Annotated in this window: 13 protein-coding genes; 8 read left to right on the top strand and 5 right to left on the bottom strand. The window is 64.6% G+C overall.

Annotated elements, in window-relative coordinates; all coding sequences use genetic code 11:
- From ABI213_RS18905 to ABI213_RS18930, 6 genes are all read left to right on the top strand, one after another.
- On the top strand, window positions 1–1,176 hold a 1,176-nt coding region (locus tag ABI213_RS18905), incomplete at its 5' end, for a GNAT family N-acetyltransferase (RefSeq protein ID WP_348028237.1).
- 53 nt (window positions 1,177–1,229) lie between these two features.
- A complete protein-coding gene (locus ABI213_RS18910) occupies window positions 1,230–1,364 on the top strand; it encodes a hypothetical protein (RefSeq protein ID WP_348007325.1) in 135 nt (44 codons plus the stop codon).
- The gene (gene miaA / locus ABI213_RS18915) at window positions 1,361–2,302 is read left to right on the top strand and encodes a tRNA (adenosine(37)-N6)-dimethylallyltransferase MiaA (protein ID WP_348028239.1); all 942 of its coding nucleotides are present in this window, start codon (window positions 1,361–1,363) and stop codon (window positions 2,300–2,302) included. Before ABI213_RS18910 ends, miaA begins: the two co-directional genes overlap by 4 nt.
- Window positions 2,299–2,946, top strand: a complete 648-nt coding sequence (locus ABI213_RS18920; RefSeq protein WP_348007553.1) for an ABC transporter ATP-binding protein — start codon at window positions 2,299–2,301, stop codon at window positions 2,944–2,946. Before miaA ends, ABI213_RS18920 begins: the two co-directional genes overlap by 4 nt.
- Window positions 2,947–2,954: 8 nt before the next feature.
- Window positions 2,955–5,468 carry an FtsX-like permease family protein gene (locus ABI213_RS18925; protein ID WP_348007555.1) on the top strand — a complete coding sequence of 838 codons (2,514 nt, stop codon included), beginning with the start codon at window positions 2,955–2,957 and terminating at the stop codon, window positions 5,466–5,468.
- Window positions 5,468–6,523 (top strand): carotenoid 1,2-hydratase, encoded by a 1,056-nt coding sequence (locus ABI213_RS18930; protein ID WP_348007552.1) that lies wholly within the window; start codon window positions 5,468–5,470, stop codon window positions 6,521–6,523. Before ABI213_RS18925 ends, ABI213_RS18930 begins: the two co-directional genes overlap by 1 nt.
- A gap of 411 nt (window positions 6,524–6,934) precedes the next feature.
- On the opposite strand, the gene ABI213_RS18935 is transcribed toward ABI213_RS18930, so the two are convergent.
- The 4 genes from ABI213_RS18935 to ABI213_RS18950 all read right to left on the bottom strand — a co-directional run bounded on the left by ABI213_RS18935 (window position 6,935) and on the right by ABI213_RS18950 (window position 10,554).
- The gene (locus ABI213_RS18935) at window positions 6,935–7,864 is read right to left on the bottom strand and encodes an AraC family transcriptional regulator (protein WP_348007551.1); all 930 of its coding nucleotides are present in this window, start codon (window positions 7,862–7,864) and stop codon (window positions 6,935–6,937) included.
- Between the two features lie 9 nt (window positions 7,865–7,873).
- Window positions 7,874–8,914, bottom strand: coding sequence for an aldo/keto reductase (locus ABI213_RS18940; protein ID WP_348007550.1), 1,041 nt, complete (start codon window positions 8,912–8,914; stop codon window positions 7,874–7,876).
- A gap of 187 nt (window positions 8,915–9,101) precedes the next feature.
- A complete protein-coding gene (locus ABI213_RS18945; RefSeq protein WP_348007549.1) occupies window positions 9,102–9,956 on the bottom strand; it encodes a patatin-like phospholipase family protein in 855 nt (284 codons plus the stop codon).
- Window positions 9,949–10,554, bottom strand: coding sequence for a GNAT family N-acetyltransferase (locus ABI213_RS18950; protein ID WP_348007548.1), 606 nt, complete (start codon window positions 10,552–10,554; stop codon window positions 9,949–9,951). Before ABI213_RS18950 ends, ABI213_RS18945 begins: the two co-directional genes overlap by 8 nt.
- A 187-nt stretch (window positions 10,555–10,741) precedes the next feature.
- On the opposite strand from ABI213_RS18950, the gene ABI213_RS18955 reads away from it, so the two are divergent.
- Window positions 10,742–11,353, top strand: a complete 612-nt coding sequence (locus ABI213_RS18955; protein WP_348007547.1) for a response regulator transcription factor — start codon at window positions 10,742–10,744, stop codon at window positions 11,351–11,353.
- A complete protein-coding gene (locus ABI213_RS18960; protein ID WP_348007546.1) occupies window positions 11,350–13,080 on the top strand; it encodes a hybrid sensor histidine kinase/response regulator in 1,731 nt (576 codons plus the stop codon). The genes ABI213_RS18955 and ABI213_RS18960 overlap by 4 nt, the downstream gene beginning before the upstream one ends.
- 14 nt (window positions 13,081–13,094) lie before the next feature.
- On the opposite strand, the gene ABI213_RS18965 is transcribed toward ABI213_RS18960, so the two are convergent.
- On the bottom strand, window positions 13,095–13,862 hold a 768-nt coding region (locus tag ABI213_RS18965), incomplete at its 5' end, for an aldehyde dehydrogenase family protein (protein ID WP_348028241.1).

Genomic DNA, 13,862 nt, shown 5'->3' on the forward strand with positions numbered 1-13,862 from the left:
CCCCACTCAGCCATGCATTTCAGCTTTTCCACCGTCCCTGCGGCACAAGCCCTTTCCGACCCGGAATTGCTGCAGGCCTGGCAGGCGCTGGTGGGGCAGAGCAAAAGCCCTGAAGCCATATTCCAAACCCCGGGCTATTTCGAATTCATCTCCGTCGTGCCGAATATCGGCAACCTGCAGGCGCTGGTGCGGGTACGCGACAACCGCACGCAGCACATCGTCGGCATCCTGCCTCTGCGCACCGGGCGGCGCACGCTGTGCCTGGACCTGGGCCACCGCACTCTGTTGCGCCTGCGTCTGAACACCATCGCGCTGCTGGGCAGCATTCCGCTGCTGCCGGACGAGCCGGCGTTGCTGGACGCGACGATCGCCTATCTATTCCAAAGCTTTCCTGACAAAACCAGCATTGCCATGCAGGCGGTGCCCATGCGCAGCGATTTCTACCACTACCTGGCGCACTCGGCCTACATCCGCAACCACTTTGGTGTCTTCATCAAGGACGGCTGGCGCAGCTGCCACACCACGCCGTTGCCTGCCAGTTTTGACGAGTACACCGGCCAGTTCAAGGCCAAGAAACGCTACAACCTGAACCGCCAGCTGAAACTACTGGAAAAAGACGCCGGCTGGGCCCAGCTGTCGCGCATCGAAAAGCCCGAACAGGTCCCCGAGCTGATGGCCGCCATCCAGTCGATTGCCCCGCTGCATATCGCACAGGCCGTGATGGACGAAAAGAAATACACCGCGCTGACCCAGCAAAAAATGGCGCTCTGCTACGTGCTGTGCTGCGGCAGAAACGTGTGTGCCGTCATCATCGGCATCCGCTCCGCGCACACCTACCATGTGCACAACATCATCTATGACCAGCAACTGGCGGCGTTTTCACCCGGCACCACCATCCTGCACCTGGCCACTAAGGACCTGATCGACCAGTTGCAGATTTCGCTGATCGACTACGGCTACGGCAACCCCGAGCACTCGCACCAGAGCGCGAACACCTCCAAGCTGCGCGGCCATGTATTTCTATACCAGAAGACCTGGGCGAACCGCCTGCTGTTTGCCAGCTATGCAGCCTTCGGCCAGACGGTGCTGCTGCTGAAAAAACTGAAGGATTTCCGCGCCCATCCGCTGGTGCCGCTGCCACCAGCCCCCGCCCCAAGCCCGGCCAATAGCCCGTAACCCAGATAGCCCGCGGGCCGGGTCGGGGCCGGCTTTCTGGTAGCCTCCCCGGCATGTCTGTGCCTTCTGCTCCCGTGTATCTCCCCCATGCCACCACCGCCATGCCGCCCGACCCGGTGGCGCTGTTCCTGCCACTGGTGCTGGGGCCACTGTCATACCGTTTTGGCCGCTGGCCGATTCTGTTATGAGCGCCCTGCCCCGCTGCATCGCCCTTGCAGGCCCTACCGCTGCCGGTAAAACCGCCGCCGCACTGGCCATCGCCCAGCGCTGGGATGTCGAAATAATCAGCGTCGATTCAGCCCTGGTCTACCGGGGCATGGACATCGGCACCGCCAAACCCAGCGCCGCCGAGCTGGCCCAAGTGCCGCACCACCTGATCAATATCCGCGACCCGCTGCAGGCCTACAGCGCGGCCGAATTTGTGCGCGATGCCGAGCCGCTGCTGGCCGATATCCACGCCCGGGGCCGCCTGCCGCTGCTGGTGGGCGGCACCATGCTGTACTTCAAGGCGCTGTTTGATGGCATCGACCCCATGCCCGGAGCCGACCCGGCGATCCGCGCCGCCATTGAGGCCGATGCCACCGAACACGGCTGGCCCGCCATGCATGCCCAGTTGGCGCGGGTAGACCCGGTCTCCGCCGCGCGGCTGCAACCCATGGACACCCAGCGCATCCAGCGTGCGCTGGAGGTCTACCGCGCCTCTGGCCAGCCCTTGTCGAGTTTCCACGTTACAAAAAACGTAGCTGCTCGTGCAGACAGAATCAGCGCTACCACCCTTATTTCCTTGGAACCCGATGACCGCGCCTGGCTGCACGAACGCATCGCCCTGCGCTTTGACCAGATGCTGGCCGCAGGCTTTCTGGACGAAGTGGTAACCCTGCGCGCCCGTGGCGACCTGTACCCCGACCTGCCCAGCATGCGCTGCGTCGGCTACCGCCAGGCCTGGGAAGCCCTGGACGGCAGCCTGCCCATGGAAGAGCTGCGCGACCGCGGCATCTTCGCCACCCGCCAGCTCGCCAAACGCCAGGTCACCTGGCTGCGCAGCATGCCCCAGCGCAACATCGTCGCCAGCGAGGCACCGGATGCACTGCAGCAGGTGTTGGCCCTGGTAGCGCAATCCACATGAGCCTGCGCATCGAAAACTTAAGCAAACGTTACGGCGACAGCACCGTGTTCGCCAATGTGTCGCTACAGGTACAGCCCGGTGAATTTGTCGCCATCGTCGGCGAATCGGGCGTGGGCAAATCCACCCTGCTCAACTGCATGGCCGGACTGGACAGCTGGGACAGCGGCAGCGTGCACATCGGTGGTGTGGATTTGGGTGGCCTCAGCGACGACCAGCGCGCCCTGCTGCGGCGCAAACAGGTGGGCTTTGTGTTCCAGGCCTTCCATGTCTTGCCGCACCTGGACGTGGCGCAAAACGTCACCCTGCCGCTGATGCTGCTGGGCCTACAAGACGATGCCCGCGTGCAAAGCCTGCTGGCTGCGGTAGGCCTGGAAGGTCTGGGCACCCGCCTGCCCCAACAGCTCAGCGGCGGCCAGCTCCAGCGCGTCGCCATCGCCCGCGCCCTGGTCCACAGCCCGGCCCTGCTGCTGGCCGATGAGCCCACCGGCAACCTCGACCCCACCACGGCCGCCAAGGTAATGGATGCCCTGCTGGCGCAAACCCGCGCCCAGGGTGCCGCCCTGGTGCTGGTGACGCATTCGCAAGCCGCAGCGGCCCGGGCGGACAGGGTGTTGCAGCTGCGGGCGGATGGAATGCAAGGGTGACAGTCCCCCTGCGCGCCCTGCTGCGCACCTACTCCTGGCAAGAACTCAAACACCACCCCTGGCGCAACGCGGCCGCCGTAGTGGCGGTGATGCTGGGGGTGGCGCTGGCGTTTTCGGTGCAGTTGATCAACGCTTCGGCGCTGAGCGAGTTTTCCAGCGCCGTCAGCGCCGTGGGCGGCCAGCCGGACCTGGAGCTGCGGGCCACGCAGGGGCGGTTTGACGAGGCGGTGTATGCCCGCGTGGCCACCCACCCCGACGTGGCCGTGGCCAGCCCAGTGCTGGAAGTCGCCACCTTTGCGTTGGACTCGGCCGGTCAGCGCGTGCCCCTGAAGGTGCTGGGCGTGGATGCCTTGGTGGTGGCAGCAGTGGCCCCCGGTGTGATGCCGGTGCCCAGCAAAGATGCAGACCGGTTGGCGCTGTTTGCCCCCGACACGGTTTTTTTAAACCCCGCCGCCCAGCAGGCACTGGCCCAGCCGGTGCATCTGCAAAACGGGCAAATTTTGCAAGTGGCGGGCTCGGTGGCCGCCAGCGGCCCGGCGCTGGCGGTGATGGACATTGGCGCGGCGCAGCAAGCCTTTGCTGCCTTGGGAGAACTCTCTCGCATCGACCTGCGGCTGCGTGCCGGGGTGGACCACGCGGCCTTTATCAACTCGCTGGCGCTGCCGCCCGGCATCACCGCCGCCGAGCCGGGCGATGCGACCCAGCGGGTCAACAACTTGTCGCGCGCCTACCGGGTCAACCTGACCGTGCTAGCACTGGTGGCGCTGTTTACCGGGGCGTTTTTGGTGTTTTCGGTGCTGTCGCTGAGCGTGGCCAAGCGGGCGCAGCAGTTTGCGCTGCTGGGCGTGCTGGGCCTGACCGGGCGTGAGCGGCTGCAACTGGTGCTGGCCGAATCGCTGGTGCTGGGCGGCATCGGCAGCCTGGCGGGCATTGCGCTGGGCACAGCTCTGGCGGCGCTGGCGCTACAGGTGCTGGGCGGCGATTTGGGCGGTGGCTACTTTGCCGGTGTCGCCCCGCGCCTGCAGTGGGATGCTGCGGCAGCGTTGGTCTATGGCGCTTTGGGCGTAGCGGCGGCGGTGGTGGGAGGCTTGTGGCCCGCGCGGGCGGCGCAGCGTTTGCCTGCGGCGCAAACCCTGAAGGGTTTGGGGGCGGATTTAGGGCGCGGCTCGGCAGGCTGGGGCAGTGGGATTTTGATCGCACTCGGCCTGCTGCTGGCGCTGTCACCGCCGGTGTTTGGCATTCCGCTGGGTGCCTATCTTTCGGTGGCCTTGCTGCTGGTGGGCGGTATCACCGCCCTGCCCTGGCTGATTGCCGCGCTGTACGACCGGCTGGCCCCGCTGCTGGCGCATCGCCTGCTGCCCATGCTGGCGATAGAGCGGGCGCGCCGGGTTCGGCAGAGCGCGGCGGTGGCCGTTAGCGGCGTGGTGGCTTCATTGAGCCTGGCGGTGGCGCTGACGGTGATGGTGGCGAGTTTTAGGGATTCGATGGTGCAGTGGCTGGACGTGGTGCTGCCCGCCGACCTGTACCTGCGCAGCCCCACCGCCAGCGCAGGCAATGACGCGCTGACCCTGCCGCCCCAATTTGTGCAGGCCGTGGGTCAGATCCCCGGCGTGCAGCGCCTAGCCACCCAGCGCAGTCGCGCCCTGCTGCTCGACCCCGGCAAACCCAGCGTGGCGCTGATCGCCCGGCAGATCGGCGACCCGGCCCGCAGCCTGCCGCTGGTGGGCAACGCCCTGCCGGTACCGCCGGGGCAGATCGGCATCTATGTGAGCGAGCCGATGGTGGATTTGTACGGTGCGCGGCCCGGCACCACCTTTGCACCACTTTCTAAGGTTTTTAGCCCGTTGGCGCAGGGTGCACCTGCGCAAGAAGCTACTTTTTTTGTAGCAGGCGTGTGGCGCGACTACGCCCGGCAGTTTGGGGCCATCAGCATGGAGCAGGCCGATTTTGTGCGCCTGACGGGCGACACGCAGGTGAACGACATGGCGCTGTGGCTGCAAGATGGCGCGCAAGAGGCCACGGTGCAGCAAGCCATCCGTGGGCTCACCGATACGCCGCTGGAGTTCTCTTCGGTGGGCCAAATCCGCGCCCTCTCTTTGAAGATTTTTGACCGCAGCTTCGCCGTGACCTACTGGCTGCAGGCCATCGCCATTGCCATCGGCCTGTTTGGCGTGGCGGCGAGCTTCAGCGCCCAGGTGCTGGCGCGGCGCAAAGAATTCGGCCTGCTGGCGCATCTGGGGCTGACGCGGCGGCAGATTTTGACGGTGGTGGCCGGTGAAGGCGCAGCCTGGACGCTGATCGGCTCGGTGGCGGGGCTGGCCCTGGGCCTGGCCGTGTCCATGGTGCTGGTGTTTGTGGTGAACCCGCAAAGCTTCCACTGGACCATGGACCTGCACCTGCCCTGGCCCCGCCTGTTGCTGTTGTGCTTTGCGGTGGTGCTGGCCGGTACGGTGACGGCCTGGCTGGCCGGGCGCGCCGCAGCCGGGCACGATGCCGTGCTGGCGGTGAAGGAGGATTGGTAATGCAGCGCCGTGAATGGTTGATCTTGGCGCTATCCAGCATGGGCACAGGCGCGTTCGCCTTGCCCCCGGCCGACATGCATTTCCCCCGCGACCTGGGCAGCCACCCAGACTTTGGCACCGAGTGGTGGTACATCACCGGGCGGGCAATTTCAGACCGCCGCGAATTCGGCTTCCAGCTCACCTTCTTCCGCAGCCGCGTGGCCGCCACGCAGGCCATGGCTTCGCGCTTCGCCGCCAAACAACTGCTGTTCGCCCACGCGGCCATCACCGATGTGCAAGGCAAAAAGCTTTGGCACGACCAGCGCATCGCCCGTGCCGGCTTTGGCGTGGCCGAGGCCAGCGAGGCCGACACCCACGTGCGCCTGCGCGACTGGTCGCTGGTCCACACCGATGGCCTGTACCGGGCGCAGTTGCCCAGCACCGATTTCGGCTTGCACTTGCAGCTCGCCCCCACCCAGCCGCTGCTGCTGCAGGGCGCGCAAGGTCTGTCGCGCAAAGGCCCGCAGCCCGACCAGGCCAGCTACTACATCAGCCAGCCGCAACTGGCGGTCAGCGGCCACCTGATGCTGCAAGGCCAGCGCTTCGAGATCGCCTCCGACACCAGTCGCGCCTGGCTAGACCACGAATGGAGCAACGCCTATTTGCACCCCGAGGCCGCAGGCTGGGACTGGCTGGGCATGAACCTGCAAGATGGCAGCGCCCTCATGGCCTTCCGCATCCGCCATAAAGATGGCAGCACCCTGTGGACCGGCGGCTCGTTCCGTGCGGCCCAGGGCGCGCTCACTATCTTCCAGCCCGGCGAAGTGCGCTTCACCCCCGGCCGCATCTGGACCAGCCCGGCGAACCAGGCCCGGTATCCCGTCGAATGGGCTTTGGACACGCCGATGGGGCGCTTCAGCGTGCAGGCCGTGCTAGACAACCAGGAGCTGGACAGTCGGCAGTCCACAGGTGCCGTGTATTGGGAGGGCTTGAGCCGCCTGCTGGACGCGCAGGGACGGCTGGTGGGGCACGGGTATCTGGAGATGACGGGGTATGCGGGGGCGCTGCGGATGTAGGGGCTTCGCTAGGTTCGTCAATTTCATATTTTTAGGCCATTTTTTGGATACTAAAACGGCTACCGGCGCATATTTAATCTGCGTGGGGTGCTCCTGTTTTTTACTATCAAAAGAGAAGTAATCTGCACGGCTACACGGACGTTAGCCAGAGGGGTCGAATCACGATTGCGCGCGGAGAAGCCTGTTGCCGTGTCACTGGTGGCCCGCATTCGTGCTCCGACCCCTTTGGCGGGTTAGCGGACCAGATGGAGGTTGACGACGCATACACCGTCGACCGACCGGTGCCCCCGGCGGCGACGGTGGCATCAACAGCAGTATCCCCTCAACAACTTTGGTAAAAATCTTCAAGCCAAAACCGGCCCCAACGCTGACAGAACCAGCGCGAGCAGCTATCAATTTCGATAAATCACGCTATCCCTGCGCAAACCGCCCCGCCGCCTGCCTCCTGAACTGCGTCGGCGTCATCCCCTTCACCTCCAAAAACCGCCGGTTGAAGTTGGCCACGTTGTTGAACCCCACCGCATAGCAAACGCTGGACACATAGCTGTCGCGCTCCATCAGCAGCTGGCAGGCCCGGTTGACCCGCAGGCGGTTGACGTAATTTGTAAAGGTCATCCCTGTGGCTTTGCCGAAAAACCGCGAGAACGCGCTCTCGGTCATGCCGACCAGACTCCCCATCTCGTCCAGCGGCAGGGCTTGCGCGTAGTGGGTGTTGACGTGGGCCACGACCTTGTTGATGGCGGACAGGGTGTGGTCGGGGCCGTTGACCGGCAGGGGCAGGTAGTCGCTGGAGAGCAAACGGTAGTCGGTGCAGCGGCCCAGCAGGCACAGCAGTTGGGTGAATTCGGCAAAGCGCTGCAGGCCGTGGCTGTGTTGGATGCGGTCAAAGTGCTCGCGTACGGCATCGCTCAGGCCAAAGAACTCGATACCGTGGCGGGCGCGCTCCAGCAGCGGCAGCGTCTCTTCCAGCGCGCGGATCACACGCATGCCGTCGCGCAGCGGCTCCTCGCGGAACTGGATGACCAGGCTGCGCACCGCCAGGCCGTGAGGCGGCAGGTCGGTCGTGACCCAGTTGTGTGGCAGGCGCGGCCCGGTCAACACCAGGTGGCCGGGCTCGAAGAAGCCGACGTAGTCGCCCACAAAAGCCCGTCCGTGCGCACCCACGATGAGTTGCAGCTCGTACTCGTCGTGGCAGTGCCAGCGCTCCAGCGGCGTGGGGCTGCCGTGCGCAAAGCAGCGCACAAATTCCTGCTCGGCACCGGCCTCATAGCCCAGGCGTGGGTCGCGCACCAGGTCGTGCTCGATCTCGGGATGGGCGCTGCGGCGCGGGATGGGCGGCATGGGCGCGGTTTAGATGCCGCTGGTGGGTGCGTCGCTGCGGACCAGGCCTGCGGCCTTGAGATCGGCCCAGAACGCCGCGGGGATGGGCAGCGTCATCCAGCGCGCGTTCTGCTCGGCCTCGGCCCGCGACTTGGCACCGGGGATGACGGTGGCTACCGAGGCGTGGCCCAGCACGAACTGCAGCGCGGCGGCGGCTAGCGGTACCTGGTGGGCGGCGCAGACCTGCTCAATCTTCGCCACCTTGGCCTTGATATCGGCGGTGGCGGGCAGGTAGTTGTAGCGGGCATCGGGTGTGGCCCCGGTGACCAGAATGCCAGAGTTGAACGGCGCGCCAAGAATCACCGACACGCCCTCTTTCACGCAGCGCGGCAAGAAGGTGTCGAGCGCGCCCTGCTCCAGCAAGGTGTAGCGCCCGGCCAGCAAAAAACAGTCAAAAGCGCCCAGGTCCATCAGGTCTTCGCAGGCCTCGAACTGGTTGACACCCGCGCCAAAGCCGCCGATCAGGCCCGCGCTTTTCAGCTCCTGCAAGGCTTTCAGCGCGCCGGTTTCCACGGTTTTTAGCGCGGTGCGGTAGTTGGCACCCTGCGACCACTCGTCGCAGTCGTGGATCAGCAGCAGGTCGATGCGGTTCAGGCCCAGGCGCTGCAAAGAATCTTCAAACGAGCGCATGGTGGCGCTGTAAGAAAAGTCGAAGTGTGGCGCAAACGGCAGCTCGTCCACAAAAATGCCGCCTTCCGAAGGCTTGAGTTTGGGCGGCGGCACGCGGCCATGGGGCTTGAGCAGGCGGCCCACCTTGGTGGACAGTACGAACGACTCGCGGGGCAGCGCACGCAGCGCATCGCCCAGGCGGCGCTCCGACAGGCCGTGGCCATACAGCGGTGCGGTGTCAAAGTAGTTAACGCCCGATTGCTGGGCGGCCAGCACGGTGTCTTTGGCGGCCTCGTCGGGCACGGCGGCGTACAGGTTGCCGAGTACGTTGCCGCCAAAGCCGAGGGTGGTGATGTGTACGTCGGTGGTGCCGACCTGGCGTTGGGGAATGGCGTTTGTCATGGCTTGCATCCTGGAGTGGTGTGTTCAGTGCTGCAACGATAAACAAAAACCCTGCCACGCCTGGTACGCAAATGTGGGATGCCGGTACGCATTTGCAGCCGCAACGGCAGGAATACCCGACATACCTTGCAACGCCTCTAGCGGTTTGGCCCTCTGCGTTGGGAGCCACCGCATGCCGACACCACGGCTACGCCGCCACCAGTTGCGGGCGGCGTTCCAGCAAAGCGATGAGGTTTGGTAACCGTGCCTCGGTGGCCAGCCGCCCCTGCTCGACCAGGTAGGGCATGGCGGCCGTGTCAAACAGGCCGACCCGGCGGTCCAGTGCTGGAAAGATGCGCAGCAGCCGCATGCCGTCGGACTCGGCGGCAGCCAGGCGGGCGTACATCAGGTTGTTGGTCATGGCCGACGTCACCTGGGCCAGCAGGCGCGACGGCTTGTTGACACGCAGGGGCATCAGGGCTTCAAAACCCAGCGCGATCACGGCATGGGCATCGCTGGCGGCACTCACGGGCAGCGGGTCGGACACAAAGCCATCCACCAGCCGCTGGCCGTTCACATGCTGGGGGGAAAACATGAAGGGCATGGCAATGCTGGCACGCAGGGCATCGGCCACGCGGCCCTGGCGGATGACGACGGCAGCGCCGGTAGCGGCATCGGTGGCGCTGACGCGCAAGGGGATGGGCAAATCTTCCAACCGCAGCCCGCCCAAAGCCTTGTCCAAACGCGCGCAAATCAGCCGGTCGTCACGCAAGGCAAAGTCGGCATCGAACCGGCCCCAGCGGGGCCAGACCATCTGCGGTATGGCCTGCCAGCGGTGGGTTTGGGTGAGCTCGGCAGTCCACAGGGTGGTGGCGATGCGCACCGCCTCGGCAGCCGGAATGTCTTGCGCAATCAGCGCGCCAAACATAGCCCCGGCACTGCAACCCACCACCAGGTCTGGAGTGATACCTTCACGGGCGAGCACCTCGGCCATGCCCAGAGCCGCAATGCTGCGCACCCCGCCGCTGCCCAATACCAACGCCAGGCGGGGCGCGTCAGGCATAGTCCATTCCCGTCGCATGCACCACCCGCGGCCCCCACCAGCGGTTGGACTCTACGGGCTCCTGGGCAGCCCGCAGAGAGATTTCGGCATGCACCAAGCGGGTGTCTTCCTGGTCGGGTGTGCAGCAAAAGTGGCAGCGCTGCATCAGGCCCAGCATGGCCTGGTTGTCGGCCAGCACGTCACCGTATAACCAGTGCAAGCCGGCGTGGGAGGCGGTGTTGGTGAGGGCGCGCATGGCGTGTGCGCCCAGACCCAGGCGCTGCCAACGGTCGTCTACCACCACCGCGAATTCCGCGGTGCGACCCTCCCCATCGTGGTCAATGGCATAGCGGGCCTCGGCCACCACCTGGGTGTGGTGTGGGTTTTCGGCCACCACGACGAATGCCACGCCGCCTTCGGCCTGCATCGGCTCCAGCAAGGCCGGGCGGCCGTTCACTCCGCCGTGAAAGCGGTTGCGCCGGGTGCGGGGTGAAAGTCGCTCCAACATATCTTCGAGCAAGGCGCTGTCTTTCGCCTGGAGCGGGCGCAGCACGATGTGGGTGCCGTCGCGCAAGCGCCACAGCAGGTGGGCGGACGCGCTGAAAAGGTGGTGGGGCATTTTCTGGCCTTGGCGGTGGGGGCTGGATACCGTCAATAGGCTGTATATGGCACCCAGATTCAAAAATAATCTGCACTTTCGTGCATCTCTGGCTTGATCATGCACGGGGTCTAATGCTATGCATATAGTCAAAATTAACTGGTAGACACCACGCTTTGGTAGATGTTCTAATTTGTAAATGTCACCTATGCGTCTTTTGTTAATTGATGACCACGCGCTTTTCCGCTCAGGTTTGCGACTGGTCTTGATGCAGGACATGGTGGATATCGAGATTGCAGAGGCGGCTTCGCTGGAGCAGGCGGTGCGCGGCACAGCCGAGCCCCCCGACCTGGTGTTGCTCGACATCCAGTTACAAGGAGTCAACGGCCTGGAAGGTCTGCGGCTACTGCAGCAGCGCTGGCCCGCGGCCCCGGTGGTGATGCTGTCGTCGAATGCGGCTCCCGACACTGTGGCACTGGCGCTGGCGCGCGGCGCGGCGGCCTTTGTCTCCAAAAGCGATACCCCGCAGCAAATCATCCAGGTGATTCAGCAGATCCTGACCGCGCCAACCCAACGGACTATCCGCAGCGTCAAGCCACAGCAAGCCCCCATGGAAACCTCTGCACCGCGGCTCACACCACGCCAGTGCGAGGTGCTCGACCTGTTGTGCGAAGGCTTGTCCAACAAGGTGATTGCGCGGCGACTGGCGCTGTCTGAGTTCACCGTGCGCGGGCACGTGCAGGCGGTGCTGGGTTTGCTGGGGGTCACCAGCCGCTCGAAAGCAACGTTTGCGGCGCGCCAAAACGGGCTCATCGGTTGACTCTGCCCAAACTGTGGAAACTCCCCGAGGACCGTTTGTTGGCAGAGCAGTTGCGCCTGCTGTATGGCAACGTCGGCGTCTCGGTGATTCCCGCATTTTTGGTCGCCTTGGTGCTGCTTTACACACTTGAAAATGATAGCAACCGAACCATGATGCTACTGTGGTCCGCGGCAGTGTTGACGACCAAGCTGCTGTCGGCGGTAGATGCCCGTCGGCATCTGGCCACGCCCATAGCACCCGCCCAAGCACGCCGATTGGTCGCCCTGTTGATCGTGGTGCACACCCTGGATGGCGCGGCCTGGGGTGCCCTGGCCTGGGTGGCGCTGGGCAGTACCGCCGTTGCGGGCAACATCATGGTGTTGGCCATACTGACCGGCATTGTGGGCAGCTCGATGTCGCTGCTGGCACCGGTGCTGGTGGTTTTCATCTGCTTTGCAGCGGCGCTGGTGGCGCTGGTGATGTCGTGGTTTTGGTTGTCTGGCGACTCAACGTACAAGGCCCTGGCGGTCACCGGCTTTCTTTACCTGGTCAGCCTGGTGGGCCAGGCCCACAACAGCAGCCAGGCCGCGCTGGCGGCCATCCGGCTACGTTTTGAAAATATCGACCTGGTGAAAGCGGCGAATGCGGCGCGGCGCAATGCCGAGTACGCCAACCTGGCCAAGTCCAAATTTTTGGCAGCGGCCAGCCATGATTTGCGCCAACCCATCCACGCGCAGGGCTTGTTTTTGGATGTGTTGGCGCGCACGCCACTGTCACCGCACCAAACCGAGGTACTGGCCAGTACCCAGTCGGCTTGGCAGGCCTCCAGCGACATGCTCAATACCCTGCTGGATTTCTCGCGCATCGAGGCCGGGGTGGTGCAACCCAAGCTACAGCCCTTTGGTCTGCAAAACTTGCTGCACCAGATCGAAAACGACCTCGCCCCCTTGGCCGATGCCAAAGGCCTGGTCTACCGCTCTCGCGAAACCACGGTACCGGTGCTATCAGATGCCACTCTGGTCGGCATGATTCTGCGCAACCTGGTGTCCAACGCCATCCGCTATACCCAGCACGGCGGCGTGCTGGTGGCCTGCCGTCTGCGCCAGCAAACCATATGCATGGAAGTGTGGGACACCGGCATTGGCATTGCGGCGGCGGACCAGATCGAGATTTTTCGAGAGTTCCACCAGTTGGGCAACCCGGAGCGTGACCGGCACAAGGGTCTGGGACTGGGTTTGGCCATCGCCGAAGGGCTGGCCAAAGCCTTGGGGCACCGCCTGTGGCTGTCGTCCACGCCGGGCCGGGGCAGCGTGTTCCGCTTGGAGCTGCCTCAGTCCAGCGTAGCCATGCCTGCCACAGAGGTGCTGCCCGATGGACAGGCCCTGCAGCAGGTGCGCGTACTGGTGATTGACGACGACGACGCGGTGCGATCGGCGATGGCGCATTTGCTGCGCAGCTGGGGCTGCCAATGCCACACCGCCGGCTCCATCGAAGAAGCATTGGACCTGGCCAGTGCCCAAGCCCCGGCCATCATCATCAGCGACTACCGTTTGCGTGGGCTGCGTACCGGTGCGCACGCCATTGCCGATGTGCGCGCCCTGCTGGGCACCCACACCCCCGCCTTCATCGTCACCGGCGACACCGCCCCCGAACGCTTGCGCGAGGCTTCTGCCAGCGGCATTCCGCTGCTGCACAAGCCGCTGCTGCCAGACCAGTTGTACCGGGCCTTGGTCGAAGCCATGGCCTAGGAAGCTTTAGGGCACTACAGCGGGCTGTCGATGCGGATCCAGGTGGTCTTGAGTTCGCTGTATTTGTCAAACGCGTGCAGCGACTTGTCGCGCCCCACACCGCTTTGCTTGACGCCACCGAAGGGCACGGTGATGTCGTCTTCGTCGTACGAGTTGACGTGCACCGTACCGGCTTTGAGGGCGCGTGCCACGCCATGGGCTTTGTTGATGTCGCGGGTCCACACGCCAGCCTGCAGACCGTAGATGCTGTCGTTGGCGATGCTAACGGCCTCGGCCGCATCGGTGAAGGACAGCACCGACAGCACCGGGCCGAAGATTTCTTCCTGGGCGATGCGCATGCGGTTGGTCACGCCGTCAAAAATCGTGGGTTCTACATAAAAACCACCGCTAGCGCCCAGCACCTGTGCGCCGCCAGCTATCAATTTTGCACCGTCTTGCTGGCCTGCCTCAATGTAGCCCAGCACCGTGTCCATCTGCGTCTTATCCACCAGCGCACCCATGATGGTGTCGGGCAGCAGCGGATTGGCGGGGGCGTAACGCGGCACCAAAGCCAGGGCTTTTTCTAAAAACTTGTCTTTGATGGAAGCCTCGACCAGCAGGCGCGACGGGGCGTTGCAGCTCTCGCCCTGGTTGAAGAACACACTGCCCACCGCCGCTTCTACCGCGCGGTCCAGATCGGGGCAATCGGCAAACACGATGTTGGGCGACTTGCCGCCCAGCTCGGTCCAGGCGCGCTTGAGGTTGCTCAAACCGGCCATCACGTGGATGCGCTTGCCCACCTT

Origin of the sequence: Rhodoferax sp. (assembly GCF_039922535.1) — a bacterium.
Classification (GTDB): Bacteria; Pseudomonadota; Gammaproteobacteria; order Burkholderiales; family Burkholderiaceae_C; genus Rhodoferax_B.

What these genes read in the sequence shown, in the direction of transcription:
- ABI213_RS18950 (WP_348007548.1), bottom strand. Translation starts at nt 10,554, where the DNA reads ATGCCCCACCACCTTTTCAGCGCGTCCGCCCACCTGCTGTGGCGCTTG.
- ABI213_RS18940 (WP_348007550.1), bottom strand. Translation starts at nt 8,914, where the DNA reads ATGACAAACGCCATTCCCCAACGCCAGGTCGGCACCACCGACGTACAC.
- ABI213_RS18935 (WP_348007551.1), bottom strand. Translation starts at nt 7,864, where the DNA reads ATGCCGCCCATCCCGCGCCGCAGCGCCCATCCCGAGATCGAGCACGAC.
- ABI213_RS18930 (WP_348007552.1), top strand. Translation starts at nt 5,468, where the DNA reads ATGCAGCGCCGTGAATGGTTGATCTTGGCGCTATCCAGCATGGGCACA.
- ABI213_RS18910 (WP_348007325.1), top strand. Translation starts at nt 1,230, where the DNA reads ATGTCTGTGCCTTCTGCTCCCGTGTATCTCCCCCATGCCACCACCGCC.
- miaA (WP_348028239.1), top strand. Translation starts at nt 1,361, where the DNA reads ATGAGCGCCCTGCCCCGCTGCATCGCCCTTGCAGGCCCTACCGCTGCC.
- ABI213_RS18945 (WP_348007549.1), bottom strand. Translation starts at nt 9,956, where the DNA reads ATGCCTGACGCGCCCCGCCTGGCGTTGGTATTGGGCAGCGGCGGGGTG.
- ABI213_RS18955 (WP_348007547.1), top strand. Translation starts at nt 10,742, where the DNA reads ATGCGTCTTTTGTTAATTGATGACCACGCGCTTTTCCGCTCAGGTTTG.
- ABI213_RS18920 (WP_348007553.1), top strand. Translation starts at nt 2,299, where the DNA reads ATGAGCCTGCGCATCGAAAACTTAAGCAAACGTTACGGCGACAGCACC.